The sequence below is a fragment of the Saccharothrix sp. CB00851 genome (assembly GCF_001905065.1).
Classification (GTDB): domain Bacteria; phylum Actinomycetota; class Actinomycetes; order Mycobacteriales; family Pseudonocardiaceae; genus Actinosynnema.
Window position 1 is genome coordinate 26,779 of sequence record NZ_LWLC01000046.1, and the last position, 19,750, is coordinate 46,528.

Consider the following 19,750-nt stretch of genomic DNA (forward strand, 5'->3'; position numbering starts at 1 on the left):
TCGGCGGCCTCCGTAGAGTTGGACAGAACGTACGAACGCCACTACCGCGATCCAGGAGCGTGCCCCGTGGCCACACGGCCCCCGGTCGGACTGCCCAGGCTGTCCCGTCGCAGCCGGATTCTGCTCATCGTCGGTGCGGTGGTCCTGGTCGGTCTGATCACCGGCTCAAGGCTGCTCGGCACCTACGTCAACTGGCTCTGGTTCGGCGAGGTCGGCTTCCGCAGCGTCTACGGCACGGTGCTGGCGACCCGGTTCGGGTTGTTCTTCGCCGTGGGTCTGCTGGTGGGCGGTCTCGTCGCGATCAACCTGATCCTCGCCTACCGGACCCGGCCGGTGTTCGTGCCGGTGTCCGGGCCCGACGACCCGGTGGCCCGCTACCGGGCCGTGGTCAGCAGGCGGATGAAGCTGTTCGCCATCGGCCTGCCGGTGCTCGTCGGCCTCATCGCCGGCACCTCGGCCCAGGGCGACTGGCAGGTCGTCCAGCTGTTCTTCAACGCGACCTCGTTCGGCGTGACCGACCCCGAGTTCGGCAACGACATCGGCTTCTACGCCTTCCAGCTGCCGTTCTACACGTGGATCCTGTCGTGGCTGTTCATCGCCACGGCGGTCGCGTTCGTCGCCGCCGTGGTGGCGCACTACCTGTTCGGCGGCATCCGCCTGGCGGGTCGCGGCGGTCAGCTCTCCGGGCCCGCCCGCACCCACCTGGCGATCGTGGCCGGCGTGTTCATCCTGCTCAAGGCGGTCGCGTACTTCTTCGACCGGTACATGCTGCTGTTCTCCGACCGCAACGCCAAGTTCGACGGCGCGAGCTACACCGACCTCAACGCGGTGCTGCCCGCCAAGCTGATCCTGCTGTTCATCGCGGTCTTCTGCGCCATCGCGTTCTTCGCGGGCGCGGTGCTGCGCAACCTGCAGCTGCCGGCGATCGCGACCGTGCTGCTGGTGCTGTCCTCCATCCTGGTCGGCGCCGCGTGGCCCGCGGTGCTGGAGCAGTTCTCGGTGAAGCCCAACGCCATCGAGAAGGAAGCCGATCCGATCGTCCGCAGCATCGACGCCACCCGGCAGGCCTACGGGCTGACCGAGGACAAGGTGGAGAGCAAGCCGTACGCGGGCAAGCAGAACGTCTCGCTGGACGAGCTGAAGAACGACCAGGCGACCGTCGGCAACGTCCGGCTGCTCGACCCGGCCGTCATCTCCAAGACGTTCACCCAGTTCCAGCAGCTCCGGCCGTTCTACGCGTTCCCGGAGAAGCTGGACGTCGACCGGTACACGGTGAACGGCCAGCTCCAGGACTACATCGTCGCGGTGCGCGAGCTGCAGCCCGCGGGCATCCCGCAGGCCCAGCGCGACTGGATCAACCAGCACCTCATCTACACCCACGGCAACGGCATGGTGTTCGCCGAGGCCAGCAAGGTGAACTCGACCGCGGACGACGACGGTGACGGCGGCTACCCGGTGTTCGAGGTGGCGCAGGTCGGCCAGGACGGCAAGGTCCAGCCCGGCCCGTTCGGCGTGCAGCAGCCCCGCACCTACTTCGGTGAGCTGGGCGGCCCGGCCGACTACGCCATCGTCGGCGGCCGGGGCGAGGGCGCGCCCGGCGAGTACGACACCGACGGCTCGTCCTACACCTACACCGGCAAGGGCGGCGTCCGCATCGGCGGCCTGTTCAACAAGATGGTCTTCGCCGCCGCCTACGGCGAGCGGAACATCCTGTTCAACTCGGCCATCGGCGACGACTCGCGGATCATCTTCAACCGCAACCCGCGCGACCGCGTCGAGGCCGTGGCGCCGTGGCTGACCGTGGACGGCGACCCGTACCCGGCCGTGGTGGACGGCCGCATCACGTGGATCGTGGACGGCTACACCACGCTCGACAACTACCCGTACGCCCGCCGCACGCCGCTGGGTGACGCCACCAACGACTCGCTGCCGGGTGTCGCGCAGCAGCCGAACCGGGAGATCGGGTACATCCGCAACTCGGTCAAGGCCACTGTGGACGCCTACGACGGCACGGTGACGCTGTACGAGATGGACACCAAGGACCCCGTGCTGAAGGCGTGGATGGGTGTCTTCCCGGGCACCGTGAAGGCCAACAGCGAGATGTCGCAGTCGCTGAGGGAGCACCTGCGCTACCCCGAGGACCTGTTCAAGGTGCAGCGGGAGATGCTGTCGGAGTACCACGTGGACAACCCGCGCGACTTCTACTCCGGCGTCTCGTTCTGGGACGTGCCGTCCGACCCGACCATCGACAACGCCACCACCGTCGAGGCGCAGCAGCAGGGCGTGGCGCAGCAACGGGACCGGCAGCCGCCGTTCTACGTGCTGGCGGGCGACCCGACCGGTGACGCGAACAAGGTCAGCTTCCAGCTGACCAGCGCGCTGGTACGGCTCAACCGCGAATTCATGGCGTCGTACGTGACGGTCAGGTCCGACCCGGACAACTACGGCAAGATCAGCGTGCTGACGCTCAACAACGAGGTCAAGGGTCCCCAGCAGATCCAGACGACGTTCCTGACCAACGGCACGGTCAGCAGTGAGCTGAACCTGCTCGCCCAGCGGCAGACGAAGGTCGTCTACGGCAACCTGCTGACGTTGCCGGTGGGCGGCGGCCTGCTCTACGTGGAGCCCATCTACATCGAACGGGCCAGCCAGAACACCCAGTTCCCGCAGCTGTACAAGGTGCTGGTCAGCTTCGGCGACAAGGTGGGTTACGCGCCGACGCTGAGCGAGGCGATGGAGCAGGTGCTGTCCGGCTCGTCGACCCAGGTGCCGCCCACGGAGAACAACGGCCAGCCGCCGACGTCGACGCCGACCACCACGCCCACGCCGCCCGCCGACGGGCAGCAGGGCGGCACGGAGCTGCAGCAGGCCGTGCGGGACATCCAGGCGGCCATCGACCGCATCCAGGCGGCCCAGTCCAGCGGTGACTTCGTCGAACTCGGCAACGCCTACAAGGCGCTGGACGACGCGACGAAGAGGTTCGAGACGGCCAGCGCGGCGTCCACGCAGACGCCGTCCACCACCCAGCCGTCACCGACACCGACCGGCTGACCTGCACTGATATCGCGATCGGGTGGCCTGGCACACGTTCCAGGCCACCCGATTTGCATATCCCCGTAACCTGCGCGTAGAGTTCTGAATGCAGCGCGGGGTGGAGCAGCTCGGTAGCTCGCTGGGCTCATAACCCAGAGGTCGCAGGTTCAAATCCTGTCCCCGCTACAAAGTGGGATTGCCCTGTCCGTGGAGATCACGGACGGGGCTTTTTCGCACTTACACCGGGGGTCCAACCCCCGGACCCCGGGCAGGCGGGCTTCGCCCCCTGCGCCCCCGACCGGGGGCGAGCCCCCTGGATCCCCGTCGGGTCGTGGGGGGTGGGTGGGCTGCGGTGTCGTGGACCAGGGCTTCTTGGGCAACGCCGAGGTCAGGTCCTGGTCGCGGACCGAGGTCAGGTGCTGGTGTCGGCGTGCAACCTTTGGGGCGGCGGCTCGGTGAGCTGGAGGGATAGAGGGTGGGGACCCCGGTGAATAAGGGGTTTTTGGGGTGTGTATAGTTGTACTTGCAGCGCGGGGTGGAGCAGCTCGGTAGCTCGCTGGGCTCATAACCCAGAGGTCGCAGGTTCAAATCCTGTCCCCGCTACTACGTGAAAGGCCCCCGGGAAGTTGTCCCGGGGGCCTTTCGCTCGTCGGGGCTCAGGTCATGTTCTCGGCCCAGTACTGGGCGCAGGTGAGGGAGCACACCCGGCCTTCGCCGCTGACCGTGCGATGCCTGCGGATCTGCTTGCCGCACACCATGCACTCGTCCTTGCCCGCCTGCTCCGGGATCGTGCCGGACGCCCAGGCGCGGGCGTTGCGGACTACCTTCGTTCCCGTCGTCCATTTGATGCCCACAGCTGACCTCCCAGTCGAACGAACACCCGCCGTAATGGTCCCACCACCGGACGTGTTTGCCACCTCGGCGGCCGGACATCACCGGGTTGTGCTATCCCCCGAGAGGGCCGGTGGGGCGGGTGGACGCGGCGCGTGACACCGCGCTGCCGTTCGAGTGAACGCAATAGTGCGGTTTCCCTTGTGCCTCAATGGATTTCCACTTGGCGTGGACAGTCGCGGTCAAGCGGCCGAACGCGTGGCGTTGATCAGCGGGCGGTTACGCAGCGATGCTTTGCGTTGCTCCGCTTGGCCCAACTCCACTAGCCCGTGATCAGCCACAGTGGACAGAACGGCTGACCATTGTGGACAGCGCCCGGTGAGCGTGGCACCGTTGGTGGGGTGTCGGACCTGAATGCGACGGCGGCTGCCCTGCTCGGGCTGCTGCACGACGGACCCAAGACCGGTGGCCAGCTCGTGGCTGAGGCGGGAGAGCGCTTCGGCGCCTTCTTCAGCGTCACCCGCAGCCAGGTCTACCGCGAGCTGCCCGCGTTGGCGGACCAGGGCCTGCTGCGCCTCGGCAAGCAGGGCCCGCGTTCGAGCCAGCAGTACGTGCTGACCGCGGCGGGCAAGAAGGCGTTCAAGAACTGGCTGCTCTCCGAGCCGGGACCGGACCACCTGCGCAGCCCGCTGATCCTGCGGCTGGTGCACGCGGGCTCGTTGACCGCGAAACAGCGGCAAGCGCTCGTGGACTCCGCCCGCGCCAGCTACGGCGCCGAGCAGGAGGCCGCCAAGACGGCGGTCAAGACCGCGGAGGACGCCTACGCCAAGGCGGTCGCCGAGTTCGGCCTGGCCCACGCCAAGGCCGTGCTCAAGCTGCTCGACGCCATCCCGACGGCCTGAAACGCGCCCACCGGTCGCACTCCGCGACCGGTGCCGGCGTAATCTTGGGACGTGAATCCCGACGTCGAAGCAGACATCAAGGACCTCTCCGCCACGCTTTCGAGCATCGAGGCGGTGATGGACCTCGGTGCGCTGCGCGCCCAGGTCGCCGAGCTGGAGCAGGCGGCGGCTCGGCCGGACCTCTGGGACGACCAGGAGAAGGCGCAGAAGGTCACCAGCCAGCTCTCCCACAAGCAGGGTGAGCTGCGCCGCGTGACCGGCCTGCGCGACCGCCTGGACGACCTCTCGATCATGTACGAGCTGGCCGAGGACGAGGGTGACGCGGGCAGCCTCGCCGAGGCGGACACCGAGCGCGCGAAGCTGCGTGAGGAGATCTCCTCGCTGGAGGTCCGCACGCTGCTGTCCGGCGAGTACGACGAGCGCAACGCCCTGGTCACCATCCGTGCCGAGGCGGGCGGCGTGGACGCGGCCGACTTCGCCGAGATGCTGCTGCGGATGTACTCGCGGTGGGCCGAGCGGCACGGCTACAGCATCGACGTGTTCGACACCTCGTACGCGGAAGAGGCGGGCATCAAGTCCGCCACGTTCCGCGTCACGGCCCCGTACGCCTACGGCACGCTGAGTGTCGAGCAGGGCACGCACCGTCTCGTGCGCATCTCGCCGTTCGACAACCAGGGCCGCCGGCAGACGTCGTTCGCGGGCGTCGAGGTGGTGCCCGTGGTCGAGCAGACCGACCACGTCGACATCGACGAGAAGGACCTGCGAGTCGACGTGTACCGCTCGTCCGGCCCCGGCGGCCAGGGCGTGAACACGACCGACTCGGCGGTGCGCCTGACGCACATCCCGACCGGCATCGTGGTCTCCTGCCAGAACGAGCGCTCCCAGCTGCAGAACAAGGCCACCGCGATGGCCGTGCTGCAGGCCAAGCTGCTGGAGCGGCAGCGGCAGGAGGAGCAGGCCAAGATGGACGCGCTCAAGGACACCGGCTCGAGCTGGGGCAACCAGATGCGCTCCTACGTGCTGCACCCGTACCAGATGGTCAAGGACCTGCGCACCGAGCACGAGGTCGGCAACCCGTCCGCGGTGCTCGACGGCGAGATCGACGACTTCCTGGAAGCGGGCATCCGCTGGCGCAAGCAGCACCAGTCCTGATCGGTCAAGCCGCCATCCGGCGGGCGAGACGAGGGCTTTACCCAGGCCGCGAGTACACTCGCGCCTCGTGATTCGCCTCGAACACGTGTCCAAGGTCTACAAGAGCTCCGCGCGTCCCGCGCTCGACAACGTCTCGGTCGAGATGGACAAGGGTGAGTTCGTGTTCCTCATCGGGCCTTCCGGTTCCGGGAAGTCCACGTTCCTGCGGCTGCTGCTGCGGGAGGAAGTGCCCAGCAAGGGCCGCGTGTACGTGTCGAACTTCGACGTGGCCAAGATGTCCCGGCGCAGGGTCCCCCGCCTGCGCCAGTCCATCGGCTGCGTGTTCCAGGACTTCCGGCTGCTGACCAACAAGACCGTGGCGGAGAACGTCGCGTTCGCGTTGGAGGTGATCGGCAAGCCGCGCAACACCATCGTCAAGGTGGTGCCCGAGGTGCTGCAGCTGGTCGGCCTCGACGGCAAGGCGGACCGCATGCCGCACGAGCTGTCCGGTGGTGAGCAGCAGCGGGTGGCGATCGCCCGCGCGTTCGTCAACCGGCCGCTGGTGCTGCTGGCCGACGAGCCCACGGGAAACCTGGACCCCGACACGAGCCAGGACATCATGTTGCTGCTGGAGCGGATCAACCGCACCGGCACGACGGTGCTGATGGCCACCCACGACCACTCCATCGTCGACTCCATGCGCCGTCGCGTGGTCGAGCTGGACCACGGCCGGATCATCCGCGACGACGCGCGGGGTGTTTACGGCGTGGGCCGCTGAGCCCGAGGCCGCCGGACCCCCTCATCCCCCGACCCTGAGGAACGTTCCCCCCGATGCGTACCAGCTTCGTGTTCAGCGAGGTCGTCACCGGCCTGCGCCGGAACGTCACGATGACCATCGCGATGATCCTCACGACCGCGATCTCGCTCTTCCTGCTCGGTGTCGGCCTCCTGGTCGTCAACATGGTGGGCAAGATGCAGGACGACTACCTCGGCAAGCTCGAGGTGGCGGTCATGCTCACCAACGACATCAGCGTCAACGACAAGGACTGCACGCAGCAGCCGTGCTCGAGCCTGCGCAGCCAGCTGGAGACCACGTCCGGGGTCGAGACCGTCGTCTACGAGAACCGCGACAAGGGCTACGAGCGGTTCAAGAAGGTCTTCGAGTCGCAGCCCGAGCTGGCGAAGCTGGCCCGTCCCGAGGCGATCCCGGCCATGTTCCGGGTCAAGCTGGAGGACGCGCAGCGGTCCGACGTGATCGTCCAGGCGTTCACCGGCAAGGCGGGCGTGAAGAAGGTCGACGACCAGCGAGAGGACCTCGACCGGCTGTTCGGCTTCCTCAACGGCGTGCGTGACGCGGCGCTGGCGCTGGCGCTGCTGCAGGCGTTCGCGGCGTTGATGTTGATCTCCAACACGATCCAGGTGTCGGCGTTCACCCGGCGCACGGAGGTCGGCATCATGCGGCTGGTCGGCGCCACCCGCTGGTACACCCAGCTGCCGTTCCTCATCGAGGCGGTGGTCGCGGGTGTCATCGGCGCCGTCGCTTCGATCGGCCTGCTCGTGGTGACGAAGCTGTTCCTGCTCAACCGGGTGCTCGGCGAGCTGTTCGCGGCCAACATCATCCCGGAAGTGAGCATGGTGGAGATCCTCTTCCTCTCACCGATCCTGGTCGGTGTGGCGATCGCCATCTCGGCGCTGACCGGCTACGTCACGCTGCGGCTCTACGTGCGCCTGTAGGTCGGCGATAACCGCTGGCGCGCTCACGTAAGGTTTCGGTCATGGTCAAGGAACGCGGTCAGAAGGTGATCGCGTCGAACCGCAAGGCTCGGCACGACTACACCATCCTCGACACCTACGAAGCCGGTGTCGTGCTCGTCGGCACCGAGGTGAAGAGCCTGCGCATGGGCCGGGCGTCCCTGGTGGACGCCTTCGCCCAGGTGGACGACGGCGAGATCTGGCTGCACGCGCTGCACATCCCGGAGTACGTGGCGGGCACCTGGACCAACCACGAGGTGCGGCGCAAGCGGAAGCTGCTGCTGCACCGCGGCGAGATCGAGCGGCTGATCGGCAAGACCAAGGAGAGCGGTCTGTCGCTGATCCCGCTGTCGATGTACTTCAAGGACGGGTACGTCAAGGTCGAGCTCGCGTTGGCGCGCGGCAAGAAGTCCTACGACAAGCGGCAGGACCTGGCGAAGCGGGACGCGGAGCGGGAGATCCAGAAGGCGCACGGCCGTGCGTTGAAGGGGCGGTACTGAACGCCGCCGTCCCGGGCCTGGTCGACGTGCACGTGCACTTCATGCCGCAGCGCGTGCTGGACAAGGTGTGGGCGTTCTTCGACTCCGCGTCCCGGCACTACGGCGTCGACTGGTCGATCCGGTACCGGCTGCCCGAGGACGAACGGCTGGCTGTGCTGCGGTCGTTCGGGGTGGTCGCGTTCGCGCCCCTGGTGTACCCGCACAAGCCGGGCATGGGCGAGTGGCTGACGGACTGGGCGCTGGACTTCGGCTCACGCGTGGACGGCGCCGTGCCCACCGCGACCCTGTACCCGGAGCCGGGCGTCGAGGCGTACGTGGCGCGGGCGTTGACGGCGGGTGCGCGGTGCTTCAAGGCGCACGTGCAGGTCGGCGGCTACGACCCGCGTTCGCTCGACGGCGCGTGGGGCCTGCTGGCCGAGGCACGGGTGCCGGTGGTCGTGCACTGCGGGCACGGGCCGGTGCCGGGCGCGCACACGGGGCTGGACGTGTTCGAGGACGTGCTGCGCAGGCACCCGTCGCTGGTGGCCGTGCTGGCGCACGCCGGGATGCCCGACTACCTCGGCGCGCTGGACCTGGTCCGCCGGTACGACGGGGTGCACCTGGACACGACCATGGTGGGCGTGCCGTTCACCGAGGTGCGGGCGGCGCTGCCGGGTGACTGGGCGGCCAGGCTGGTCGACGTGACCGACCGGGTGGTGCTCGGCTCGGACTTCCCGAACATCCCGTACGACTACGCCGAGCAGCTGGCCGCGATCGAGGGCTGGGCCGCCGCCGACGACCGGCTCGGTGAGCCGTTCCTGCGGGCCGTGCTGCACGACAACGGCGCCAGGCTGCTCGGCGTCAGCTTAGGTTGAGGTAGGCCAGCACGGCGCGCACGCGGCGGTGCTCGCTGGTGCTGGGCTCCAGGCCGAGCTTGGCGAAGATGTTGCCGACGTGCTTCTCCACCGCGCCGTCGGACACGACCAGCGAGGCGGCGATGGCGGCGTTCGACAGGCCCTGGGCCATCAGGCCGAGCACCTCGCGCTCACGCTGGGTGAGCGAGTCGACCGGGTTGCGCTTGGCGCGGACCATCAGCTGCGTGATGACCTCGTGGTCGATGCTCGTGCCGCCCTCGGCGACCCGGCGCACCGCGGCCACGAACTCCGACACGTCCGCCACGCGTTCCTTGAGCAGGTAGCCGACGCCGTTCGCGCCGCCGGCCAGCAGCTCCACCGCGTAGCGCTCCTCCACGTACTGCGAGAGGACCAGCACCGGCAGGTTCGGGACGCGCTTGCGCGCCTCGATCGCGGCACGCAGGCCCTCGTCGGTGAACGTGGGCGGCATCCGCACGTCCACCAGGGCCAGGTCGGGGCGGTGTTCCTCGATCGCGGCGAGCAGCGCGTCACCGTCCTCCACCGCCGCGACCGTCTCGATCCCCTCGTCGGCCAGCAGGCGTTGCACACCCATCCGCAGGAGGACCGAGTCCTCCGCGATCACCACGCGCACGGCAGCTCCGTCCGGATCACGGTCGGCCCGCCGATCGGGCTCACCACGACGACCACGCCGTCAATCGTCGCAGCACGGTCCGCCAGGCCCGCGAGGCCACCACCCGGGCGCACCTCCGCGCCACCGCGGCCGTTGTCGGTGACCTCCACCACCACGGAGTTCTCGGTGCGGGACACCTTCACGCGGGCCTGGGTGGCGCCGGAGTGCTTGGCGATGTTGGTCAGCGTCTCGGCGACGGTGAAGTACGCGGTGCTCTCCACGGCTGTCGGCGGGCGCGGTTCGACGTCCACCTCGACCTCGACCGGGATCGGCGACCGCGCGGCGAGGGAGGACAGGGCCGCGTCGAGACCCCGGTCGCCCAGTACGGACGGGTAGATGCCGCGGGCCAGGTCGCGCAGCTCGGAGATGGCGAGCTTGGCGTCGGCGTGCGCCTCGGCGATCAGCTCGCGGGCCGCGTCCGGGTCGGACTCCAGCTTGCCGCGCGCCCGGCCCAGGCCCATGGCCACGGCGACCAGGCGTTGCTGCGCGCCGTCGTGCAGGTCGCGCTCGATGCGCCTGCGCTCCGCCTCGGCTGCCTCCACGCCGCGGGCCCGACTGGCGGACAGCTGCTCCGCCTTGGCCTCCAGCACGCCGTAGCGCGACGGGCCGAGCAGGGACCGGGCCAGCACCGCGTGACCCTGGCCCAGGGCCTTGAGCAGCCGGTAGGCCAGGACGCCGAGCAGCAGGCCCAGGACGCTCACCGGGAGCGCCTTGACGAACGAGTCGATCAGCCACACCGTGCCGCCGGGGAACGTCACCTCCCACGTGGCGGGCAGCCAGTGCAGGTAGAACGGCAGGAACACGGTGCCGAGCACGGCCGACCACAGCGCTACGGTGAGTGAGAACTCCAGTGCGCCCAGCGGCAGCATGATCAGCCAGTAGGCGAAGTCGCGCCACGTCGCCGGGTCCTTCGCCAGCGCCTTCGCCCGACCGGTCACGGTGGCGGGCAGCGGCCGGTACGGCTGCGGGATGTCGACCCCCAGGGTGACCCGCAGCCAGGCCCGTTCCGCGGTCGCCGCGCCTCGGGCCAGGGCCATCGTCAGCACGCCCAGCGGGATGCCCACCCAGACGACGGCGGTGCCGATGCTCACCGAGCCCAGGGTGACCAGCAGGACGAACCAGAAGATGCCTGTGACCAGGTTCAACAGGAAGTACCCGCTGATCCGGCCGATGTCCGGGTTGACCCGCGTCGTCATGTTCCCCACCTTCACGCCCGATGTGACCCGACCAGCATCGCTCGAACGAGTGGCCCGAACCATCAGGTCCGCCGGTCAGCGCGGGGTGGGGACAGCCCTACCAAGGTAATGGGAATGAACCGGGGTGGACGGCACGTTATGCTGTGCGGAGCAAGACCCACGACACGGGGGTGAACGGTTTCGACTTTGTGCGTTGATTCAAGGGAAGCGTGCCGGTGCAGGCGAGAGACCACCGCAAGCGTCATCGCAAACCAATAAGCGCCGAGTCTAACGACCAGCGCGCGTTCGCCCTCGCCGCCTGAGGCTAGGAGCGACGCTGTCGGCCCGGAGGTGCCTCCGCTCCGGTCGCCGGCATCAGCTAGGAGGCTCACCACCGTCCCCGGCCACGGGGGACGGTCGGGACACCCACAGTGGCTGGGCTCATCACGGTGACTTGTCCGCGTGATCACCGGGGCCGAGTAGAGATGTAGCGGACTGCGCACGGAGAAGCCTTGATGATGCGGCAGAGGACCCGGGTTCGATTCCCGGCACCTCCACTCGCTCGGGGCGAGGTGTGTCGACGGAGAGCGTCGACCACCTCGCTCCTCGTGTTTTCCGGGGGTGCGACCCCCGGGCCCCGCCCGGCGGGCGTTGCCCCCGGACCCCCATCCGTAGGTGGTTGCGTTGGGTTGGTCGCCCCGGCTGTACGCGGGAGGTCGGGTGGGTCGCTGGGATCCCCGCACGGTGGTTGGGTTGGGTGGTTGGTCCTCGGCGTCGAGTGGTCAGCGGCGGGCGGGGTGGGCGGTCATCGGGTCCTCCGGCCAGCGGTGCTTCGGGTAGCGGCCCCGCAGTTCGGAGCGGACCTGGGGATAGCCCGTGCGCCAGAACGACGCCAGGTCGCCGGTGACGGCGGTCGGGCGGCCGGCGGGGGAGAGCAGGTGCAGGACGACGGGCACGCGGCCGTCGGCCAGGCGGGGCGTGTCGGTCCAGCCGAAGACCTCCTGGACCTTCACCGGCAGCACTGGTTCGGGGCCGGAGTAGTCCACCCGGATGCGTGAACCCGAAGGCACCTCCAAGCGGTCCGGTGCGAGTTCGTCGAACCGCGCGGCGGCCGGCCACGGCAGGAGTTGCCGCACGACGTGCTCGCCGCTGATGCGGGCCAGGTCGGCCTTCCGCCGCGCATCGCCCACATCGATGACGGCGAGCAGCGCGTCGTCGTCCACCGAGGGCCACGGGTCGCCGATCACGCGGTGCAGGAACGCCATCCGCTCACGCGTGCGCAAGCCGTCCGCGTCCCACCGCAGCAGGCCGACGCCTTCCGCGCGCAGGCCTTTGAGCAGCGCACGCCGGATCGCTTCCCGGTCGTGCAACGGCTTGCTGGACAACGTGATCGCGCCCAGCTTGCGCAGCCGGTTCGCCACCACGTCGCCGTCCCAGCGGACGTCGTCTTCGGTGATCAGCAGGGACGACGCGGCGGACACGGCGAGCTCTTCGTCCGCCCGCGCGGCCAACCGGATGCGGCCATGGGCGCGGCCCGCCTCACGGTCCGCAACGGCCACGGCGAGCCATTCGGAGTCGGCCAACCCACTGCCGGGCGGCAGCTCCACCGCCGTGCCGCCCGCCATCAGGTACACCGGCGAACCGGGCGAACGCCTGCGCGCCAACCGTTCCGGGTAGGCGAGCGCCACCACCAGCGCCGGGTCGCCGTGGCCGGTGCCCTCGACCATCGCGGCCAGGCGGCGGACCTCGCGCGGATCGGCGTCACGCGTAGTCAGCTCGATCCCGGAGTTCGCCCGGTCGTCGTCCAGCAGCGCCACCACCTCGGCGGCCTTGCGCGCGCCCACGGCCGCGGCACCGTCCAGCAACGCCCGTGCCAGCCGGGGGTGCAGGCCCAGGTCGGCCATCCGGCGGCCCCGTTCGGTGGCGCCTTCGGAGTCCAGCGCACCGAGCGCCCGCAGCACCGAGCGGCCCGCGTCCAGCGCGCCCTGCGGTGGCGCGTCCCACCAGCCGAGCCCTTCGCCGTCCGGCACGCCCCAGCAGGCCAGTTCCAGGGCCAGCCGGGTCAGGTCGGCGGTGCGGATCTCCGGCTCCGGGTAGCGCGGCAACGTGCTGTGCTCGTGCGCGGGCCAGCACCGGTAGACCCGGCCCGGTGCCTCACGTCCCGCCCGGCCCGCGCGCTGGTCGGCCACCGCGGCGCTGACCCGGACCGTGGCCAGGCCCGACAGCCCGCGCCGGTGGTCGACCCGGGGCACGCGGGACAGCCCGGAGTCCACCACCGCCCGCACGCCCGGCACGGTCAGGCTCGACTCGGCGATGGCGGTGGCCAGCACGACCCGCCGGCGGTGACCGGGGCGCAGGGCGTCGTCCTGTGCGGTGGTGGTGAGGCGGCCGTGCAGAGGGAGGACGTCGACGTCCTTGCCCAGCAGCGCGGCGCACCGACGGATCTCGCCCACGCCGGGCAGGAACGCTAGCACATCACCGTCCACTTCGGACACGGCCTGGTGGATCGCGCGGGCGACGGTGGCCTCGACCCGTTCGTTGCGGGTGGGAGGGGTGTGGGCGACCTCCACCGGGAACGTGCGTGCTTCCACCCGGATCACCGGCGCGTCGCCCAGGAGCTGGGCCAGCCGGTCGGCGGCCACGGTCGCGGACGTGGCCAGCAGCTTCAGGTCCGGCCGCAGCCCGGCCCGCGCGTCGAGCAGCAACGCCAGCAGCAGGTCCGCGTCCAGGTGCCGTTCGTGGCACTCGTCCAGCAGCACCGTGCCGACGCCCGCGAGTTCCGGGTCGTGCTGCAGCCGCCGCACCAGCAGACCCGAGGTGACGACCTCGATCCGGGTGTTCTTCGACGTCTTCCGGTCGCCGCGCACCGAGTAGCCCACGGTCTGCCCCACCGGTTCGCCGAGCAGGCTCGCCATCCGCGCGGCGGCGGCACGCGCGGCCAGCCGGCGTGGCTCGGCGACCACCACGCGGCCGTCCAGCGTCAACGGCACCAGCGTCGTCTTGCCCGTGCCGGGCGGCGCGACCAGCACCGCCGAGCCGTGCGCGGTCAGCGTGGCCGCGATCTCGCCGAGCAGCGGGCGGATCGGCAGGTTCGGCAGCTCCACAGGGGTCAGTGTTGTGCCACTGTGGACCCATGGGGAAATGGGGTGTCCTCGGCGCGGCGGTGGCCCTGGCCCGCGCGGCCGTGACGATCAAGGTGTGGCAAGAGGTCAAGCGGCTGCCCGCGGCACAGGCCGACGCCGGTCCGGTGACGGTGGTCGTGCCCGCGCGCGACGAGGAGCGCACCATCGACCGGTGCCTCACCGGCCTGCGCAAACAGGACTACTCGGACCTGCGGATCGTGGTCGTGGACGACGCGTCGACCGACCGCACCGCCGAGATCGTGCGGCGGCACGCGGCGGAGGACCCGCGGGTGCGGCTGGTGAGCAGTTCAGGGCCGCCGTCGGGCTGGGCGGGCAAGGTGCACGCGTTGCACGTGGGCACCGCCGACGCCGACACCGACTGGCTGCTGTTCGTGGACGCCGACACCGAGGCCGCGCCCGACCTGGTCGGCAGGCTGCTCGCGGGCGCCCGGCGGGACGACCTCGACCTGGTGTCCACGTCCGGGCGCGCGACCAGGCCGAACGCCGGGTGGTGGCTGCTGCTGCCGCCGGTGAACCAGCTGCTGTTCGAGACCACGACCGTGGACGGGCGGCGCGGCATGGCGCTGGCCGTCGGGCACTGCATCCTGGTCCGCCGGGCGATGTACGAGCGGGCGGGCGGCTGGGCCGCGATCGCCGGGTCGCGGGCGGACGACGTCGGCTTCGCCACCCTGGTCCGCGACACCGGCGGCCGGACGCGGTACGTGGACGGTTCCGACTCGCTGGCCACGACGGGGCTGGACACGTTCGGCGACACGTGGGCGTCGATGCGCAAGAGCATGGTGGCCGGCACGTCGCTGTACGCGAAGGGCCCGGGCAGCGCGTTCCTGTCGCTCGGGTCGACCGGGCTCGCGCACATCGCGTACGGGGTCGTGCCGGTGGTGACGGCGTTGCGCGGGTCCAAGCTCGGCCTGCTGGCGTGGCTGGCGCAGTCGGCCGCCGAGTGGATCTACCTGAAGCGGACCCGGCAGCCGCAGTCGGCGGCCGTGCTGGGGCCGCTGGCCTACGTCACGTTCGGCGCGATGTCGCTGGAGGCGGCATGGCGGGCGTTGCACGGCACCGCGAAGTGGAAGGACCGCGACGTGCGAGGCTGACGTCGTGGTTGACCCGCTGCGCGACCCCGACGACCCGGACCTGCTCGACCCGTACCGGGCCCGTGACCTGGCCGGACTGGTGGAAGCCACCCGGTTGGCCGCCGGCGCCGTCCGGTACGGCAAGGTCGGTCGCGTCGGTGTGGCGCAGGTCGTGGTGAACCGGGACAACCCGCTGCCCGGCGGCAACCACGCGTGCGGCGTGTACGGGTCGTCGGCCGAGGTCGCGGGCACGCTGATGCGGTTGGAGCAGACGTTCGCCGACGTGGGACGTGCCGAGGCGGTGCTGTACGCGTCACCGACCACGGTGGCCGAGATCGAGGGCATCGCCGACGACACCGGGTGGCACGCGGTGGAGGAGTCGTTGGCCGTCGTGCACCGGGGCGAGGTGCGGCGCTCACCGGTCGTGCGGCCGGCGCGGGACGGTGACCTGGAGGGCATCGCCGAGCTGCTGGCCGACGACCTGGGCGTGGACGGGCCGCGGCTGCTGCGCCACCTCGGGCAGCGGTTGGACGACCCGCGGTGCGTGTTCGTCGTGGTGGACGATGGTGACCGGATCGGCGGGTTCGCGTCCGGGTTCGGCGAGCGCCGGGTCGGGTTGGTGGAGCACGCGGTGGTGCGGCCGGCGCGTCGTCGCCGCGGGTTGGGCAAGGCGCTGGTCCTGGGCGTGGTGGCGGAACTGCGGGAGGCGGGAGCGTTGCTGGTGGCCTCGCACGTGGCCGAGGGCGGTGCGGGGGAGCGGTTCGTGGAAGCGTGCGGCTTCGACGTTTGTTATCCGGTAACGGCCTATGCACGCAGAGTTGACGAGCTGCTCGATTGAGTAATTAGTTGCCGTACCGCATATCCTTAGCACAGCTAACGGAGATCGGAAGGGGCGCACAGTGCTGGGGACCGGGTCCGACGTGAAGGCGAAGCCCCGGCTACCCGGCGAGGTGTGGGTGCTCGTCGTGGCGAGCTTCATCATCGCCCTCGGGTTCGGCATCGTGGCGCCCGTCCTGCCCGCCTACGCCAAGAGCTTCGACGTCGGCACGTTCGCCGTGTCCGCCGTGGTCAGCTCGTTCGCGCTGGTCAGGCTCCTGTTCGCGCCGATGAGCGGCCGACTGGTCAACCGGTTCGGCGAGACGTGGGTCTACATCGTCGGCATCCTCATCGTCGCCGTCGGCACCGGCGCGTGCGGCTTCGCGACCGCGTACTGGCAGCTCATCGTGTTCCGCTCGTTCGCGGGCATCGGGTCGACCATGTTCACGGTCGCCGCCGTCGCCCTGCTGATCCGGATCACACCCGCCCCGATGCGCGGCCGGGCGTCCGGGCTGTGGGCGACCGGTTTCCTGCTCGGCAACATCGGCGGCCCGATCGTCGGCGCGGCGCTCGTGGAGATCTCCATCCAGGTGCCGTTCGTCACGTACGCGGTGGCGCTCGTGGTGGCCGCGCTCGTCGTGTGGTGGTTCCTGCGCCGGTCCACGCTCGCCGCCGCGCTGGACAAGTCGGTCGAGCAGGAGACGCTGCCGGTGCGCGCGGCCGTGCGGCTGTCGGCGTACCGGGCGGCGCTGGCCTCCGCGTTCGCCAACGGCTGGGCCGTGTTCGGCATCCGGATCTCGCTGGTGCCGCTGTTCGTGGTCGAGGCGCTGCACAGCACGCCCGCCATCGCCGGCATCTCGCTGTCGGTGTTCGCGGCGGGCAACGCGGCCGTGCTGATGATCTCCGGCAAGCTGTCCGACAGCATCGGCCGCAAGCCCGTCGCCATCGCGGGGCTCGCCGTGTCCGCGGTCGGCACGGTGTGGCTCGGGTTCAGCGTCGGCGTGCCGATGTTCATGGTGGCTTCCCTGGTGGCGGGTATCGGCGCCGGGCTGCTCGGCCCGCCGCAGAACGCCGTCGTGGCCGATGTGATCGGGACGAAGGCCAAGGGCGGGCCGGTGCTGGCGGCGTTCCAGATGGTCGCCGACTGCGGTGCCATCGTCGGGCCGCTGCTCGCGGGCGTGCTGGTCGACCAGTTCTCGTACCAGGCGGCGTTCACCCTGACGGGTGCGATGGCCGCGGTGGCGCTGGTGTTCTGGCTGTTCTCGCCCGAGACCCTGCCCCGAGCGGAGGAGACGCACGTCGCGTCGGACGTCGCCGGGGAGTCCGGGTGCCTGGACGAAGGGCCCGAGGTGCCGGTGGGCGAGCGCGTGGCGGGACGTCCTCGTCAGCCGGACGCGTGAGCGCTCAGCTTTTGCTCAGCATCTCTCGGTAGCCTGCGAGCCGGGTTTTGACCGGGAGGGCAGTGCGGTGGGTGGCGCGGAGCGGAACGCTCGGAAGAAGAAGCAGCAGCAGCGTGCGACCAAGGCGGTGGTCGCGGCGCGCGGTGCGTCCGGTGACCGGACCAAGGTCATCGTCGGCATCGTGGTCGTCGTGGTGCTCGCCGCCGCCGTGATCGGCGGGGTCGTCCTGTCGTCCAAGTCGGATTCGGACGACTCGCTGGCCAACGTGCCAGAGGTCACCGGCGTGTCCGCGCCGATCGTCCGCGAGGGCGGTGCGGTCGTCGTCGGCAAGGACGGCGCGAAGGTCACCATCGACTTGTACGAGGACTTCCTCTGCCCCGCTTGCGGTGCGTTCAAGAAGGCCTACGGCGACCAGATCAAGCAGGAGATCGAAGCCGGCGACCTCAAAGTCCGCTACCACGCCCTGCCGTACCTGAACCGGCTCTCCGACCCCGAGGGCTACTCCCGTGATTCGGCGAACGCCGCCCTGTGCGCCGTCGACGAGGGCAAGTTCTGGGAGTACCACGAGGCGCTGTTCCTGCGGCAGCCCGAGGAAGGCGGGCCGGGGCACACCAAGGAGGAGCTGGTGAAGCTCGGCACGGACCTCGGGATCACCGGTGACGCGTTCAAGCAGTGCGTCGACAGCGGAGCGCACGAGAAGGACGCCCAGGCCGAGCTGGACGCCGTGCGGGCGACCGGCAAGTTCCAGGGCACGCCCACCGTGATGAAGGACGGCGAGGTCGTCGAGTGGGACGACCAGGACTGGCTGACCAACCTGCTCAAGTAGGCAGCCACACCCCCGCCGAACAGCCCGGATGCCGTACTGGACCCCCCGATTTCGTCCCCGGCGGTGCCGTGTTGTACGGTATTGCCACACGAGAACGGCGCCCCAACCGCCGGGAAACGTGCAGGCAAGGGGCTGTGGCGCAGCTGGTAGCGCATCACACTGGCAGTGTGAGGGTCAGGGGTTCGAGTCCCCTCAGCTCCACAATCGAATACAGCATGCGAATCGCCCGCTGACCTGCGCAAACAGGTTTGGTGGGCGATCTTCGTTTCCGATCCACTGTGGACAGTGGTGTACCGAACCGGAGAAAATCTGGAGAACCGGTCCTGATCACCGTGAAACAGGGTCAGGGATTCTCTCCAGTATTTGGTCGCCCGACCGGTGGTCGTCAGTCGGGACCTTCGGGATCGCCGCTGACGTGCGTGGACAGCCGTCTGGTCGGCATGGGCGGGTGGTACCGGGAGCTTCGGTCAGCGGGGATCTGGGCGGGCGTTTCTCGCCGACCATGACATCGGCACCTGCGTGACGAAGCGCAGCCGCCACAACGCGCGGTCTCGATCCATGGATGCGGATGACGCCGAGCGGCAGACAGTCATCCCTCCGTGTCAAAGGGCGGCGGCGGAACTGACTGCCGCCCCCGTGCGCGTCCGCGCGAGAGTGGTGTGGAAGTTGATCGGGTTCACTTCGGAACCGGTTGCCGAGTCGCCATCCTCGCGGTCATCAGCTGCTTGAGAGCGGCTGGGGTGCCCAGGGCGCGGGGTTGGCGTCGCCTGCCCAGCCGCCTGGGCCGAGGATCGTCTGGTACGACCCGTTGTAGCCGAGCCAGTGCAGGATCAGCAGGTTGAGGTAGTGGCGGCTGAGGAGCCAGGTGTCCCGGACGAGGCCGTTGAGGTGGTAGACCTCGTCCTGGGGTGCGTTGGGGTGGACCAACCGGTTGCGGACCTTGGTGATGGCGGCGGGCCCATCCAGTGATGTGCCGGTGCTCGACTCCGTCGTGGCGAACTGCGTGAGAGCGGGCTGGCGCGCCGCGTCGATGTTCGTGTCGACGGAAGCCGCTTCCAGCAACATCCGGATGCGTCCGCTGGTGCCGGGTTGTTTGTACTGGGCGTTGCTGAGTCCGTTGGTCAGTTTGAGGATGACCCAGCTCAGTAGTTCCAGGGCGGAGAAGATCGTCATCGTGCGCTGTTCGACTCGGCCGGCGTGGTTCGCCTCTATGGCCATCGACAGCAGGAACCGTGTGGTGTGGCTGCGGTCCGGGTCGGCGAAGGCGGCATACACGCAGGAAACGAGATCGTGGAGGTCCTGCGTGTTGGGGTAATGCAGCCAGGCGAGGCTGCCGTTGCGTCCCGGGTCGCAGAAAACGTTGGCCCACTGTCGCCACACGATAGAGCCGGTCGCGTCGATCCCGACGGGAGCAGCGGGCCCCACCCAGCGCCCGAAGGCGAAGGACACCCCGAAGTGCAGCGCTTGCTGAAGCGGCTCGAGATCCGTGGCGGTGAACTCCTTGCCGTCGGACCTGCTGATCGCCATGACGTGGGTCATGGCGAAGTTGCGCTCGCTGCCGAGGACGTCCCAGACGCGTCTGTGATCTTGACGTCGATCTAGTGGCTTGTCACGCAGCCTTGGCCGGGTAATGGGTCCAGGTGCGGA

Annotated in this window: 16 protein-coding genes, 3 tRNA genes and 1 other RNA gene; 15 read left to right on the forward strand and 5 right to left on the reverse strand. The window is 69.8% G+C overall.

Annotated features, from left to right (window positions below):
* Positions 1 to 66 precede the first annotated feature (66 nt).
* The 3 genes from A6A25_RS36115 (at position 67) to A6A25_RS36125 (ending at position 3,636) form a co-directional block, all read left to right on the forward strand.
* Entirely contained in the window at positions 67 to 3,051 is a 2,985-nt protein-coding gene (locus tag A6A25_RS36115) for a UPF0182 family protein (protein WP_073898029.1), read from the forward strand.
* 94 nt (positions 3,052 to 3,145) lie between these two features.
* Positions 3,146 to 3,219, forward strand: a tRNA-Met gene (locus tag A6A25_RS36120).
* 343 nt (positions 3,220 to 3,562) lie between these two features.
* Positions 3,563 to 3,636, forward strand: a tRNA-Met gene (locus A6A25_RS36125).
* Between the two features lie 53 nt (positions 3,637 to 3,689).
* Here the strand turns inward: A6A25_RS36125 and A6A25_RS36130 are convergent.
* The gene (locus tag A6A25_RS36130) at positions 3,690 to 3,887 is read right to left on the reverse strand and encodes a hypothetical protein (protein ID WP_053717392.1); all 198 of its coding nucleotides are present in this window, start codon (positions 3,885 to 3,887) and stop codon (positions 3,690 to 3,692) included.
* A gap of 378 nt (positions 3,888 to 4,265) precedes the next feature.
* Here A6A25_RS36130 and A6A25_RS36135 point away from each other — a divergent pair, with 378 nt between their 5' ends.
* The 6 genes from A6A25_RS36135 to A6A25_RS36160 all read left to right on the forward strand — a co-directional run bounded on the left by A6A25_RS36135 (position 4,266) and on the right by A6A25_RS36160 (position 9,003).
* Positions 4,266 to 4,766: a PadR family transcriptional regulator gene (locus A6A25_RS36135; RefSeq protein WP_073898030.1), complete on the forward strand. Its 501-nt coding sequence runs from the start codon at positions 4,266 to 4,268 to the stop codon at positions 4,764 to 4,766.
* 51 nt (positions 4,767 to 4,817) lie between these two features.
* Entirely contained in the window at positions 4,818 to 5,918 is a 1,101-nt protein-coding gene (gene prfB, locus A6A25_RS36140; protein ID WP_073898031.1) for a peptide chain release factor 2, read from the forward strand.
* 67 nt (positions 5,919 to 5,985) lie between these two features.
* Positions 5,986 to 6,675: a cell division ATP-binding protein FtsE gene (gene ftsE, locus A6A25_RS36145; protein WP_073898032.1), complete on the forward strand. Its 690-nt coding sequence runs from the start codon at positions 5,986 to 5,988 to the stop codon at positions 6,673 to 6,675.
* A 53-nt stretch (positions 6,676 to 6,728) separates the two neighbouring features.
* Complete coding sequence (gene ftsX / locus A6A25_RS36150; RefSeq protein ID WP_073898033.1) at positions 6,729 to 7,631, forward strand: permease-like cell division protein FtsX; 903 nt, start codon at positions 6,729 to 6,731, stop codon at positions 7,629 to 7,631.
* 41 nt (positions 7,632 to 7,672) lie between these two features.
* A complete protein-coding gene (gene smpB / locus A6A25_RS36155; protein WP_073898034.1) occupies positions 7,673 to 8,149 on the forward strand; it encodes an SsrA-binding protein SmpB in 477 nt (158 codons plus the stop codon).
* Entirely contained in the window at positions 8,146 to 9,003 is an 858-nt protein-coding gene (locus A6A25_RS36160) for an amidohydrolase family protein (RefSeq protein ID WP_073898035.1), read from the forward strand. Before smpB ends, A6A25_RS36160 begins: the two co-directional genes overlap by 4 nt.
* On the opposite strand, the gene A6A25_RS36165 is transcribed toward A6A25_RS36160, so the two are convergent.
* Entirely contained in the window at positions 8,990 to 9,634 is a 645-nt protein-coding gene (locus A6A25_RS36165) for a response regulator transcription factor (RefSeq protein ID WP_073898036.1), read from the reverse strand. The genes A6A25_RS36160 and A6A25_RS36165 overlap by 14 nt on opposite strands.
* On the reverse strand, positions 9,622 to 10,869 hold the full coding sequence (locus A6A25_RS36170; protein WP_073898037.1) for a sensor histidine kinase: 1,248 nt from the start codon (positions 10,867 to 10,869) through the stop codon (positions 9,622 to 9,624). The genes A6A25_RS36165 and A6A25_RS36170 overlap by 13 nt, the downstream gene beginning before the upstream one ends.
* 166 nt (positions 10,870 to 11,035) lie before the next feature.
* Between A6A25_RS36170 and ssrA the strand changes: the two genes are divergently transcribed.
* Positions 11,036 to 11,408, forward strand: a transfer-messenger RNA (tmRNA) gene (ssrA, locus tag A6A25_RS36175).
* 222 nt (positions 11,409 to 11,630) lie between these two features.
* Here ssrA and hrpB read toward each other — a convergent pair.
* A complete protein-coding gene (hrpB, locus tag A6A25_RS36180; RefSeq protein WP_073898038.1) occupies positions 11,631 to 13,952 on the reverse strand; it encodes an ATP-dependent helicase HrpB in 2,322 nt (773 codons plus the stop codon).
* A 29-nt stretch (positions 13,953 to 13,981) separates the two neighbouring features.
* Here hrpB and A6A25_RS36185 point away from each other — a divergent pair, with 29 nt between their 5' ends.
* The 5 genes from A6A25_RS36185 (at position 13,982) to A6A25_RS36205 (ending at position 18,304) form a co-directional block, all read left to right on the forward strand.
* Complete coding sequence (locus A6A25_RS36185; protein WP_073898039.1) at positions 13,982 to 15,082, forward strand: glycosyltransferase; 1,101 nt, start codon at positions 13,982 to 13,984, stop codon at positions 15,080 to 15,082.
* Between the two features lie 4 nt (positions 15,083 to 15,086).
* Positions 15,087 to 15,899 carry a GNAT family N-acetyltransferase gene (locus tag A6A25_RS36190; RefSeq protein ID WP_073898040.1) on the forward strand — a complete coding sequence of 271 codons (813 nt, stop codon included), beginning with the start codon at positions 15,087 to 15,089 and terminating at the stop codon, positions 15,897 to 15,899.
* 61 nt (positions 15,900 to 15,960) lie between these two features.
* Positions 15,961 to 17,277 carry an MFS transporter gene (locus tag A6A25_RS36195; RefSeq protein ID WP_073898041.1) on the forward strand — a complete coding sequence of 439 codons (1,317 nt, stop codon included), beginning with the start codon at positions 15,961 to 15,963 and terminating at the stop codon, positions 17,275 to 17,277.
* 67 nt (positions 17,278 to 17,344) lie between these two features.
* A complete protein-coding gene (locus A6A25_RS36200) occupies positions 17,345 to 18,103 on the forward strand; it encodes a DsbA family protein (protein ID WP_073898042.1) in 759 nt (252 codons plus the stop codon).
* A 128-nt stretch (positions 18,104 to 18,231) separates the two neighbouring features.
* A tRNA-Ala gene (locus tag A6A25_RS36205) sits at positions 18,232 to 18,304 on the forward strand.
* 516 nt (positions 18,305 to 18,820) lie between these two features.
* Here the strand turns inward: A6A25_RS36205 and A6A25_RS36210 are convergent.
* On the reverse strand, positions 18,821 to 19,750 hold a 930-nt coding region (locus A6A25_RS36210), incomplete at its 5' end, for a hypothetical protein (protein ID WP_206745049.1).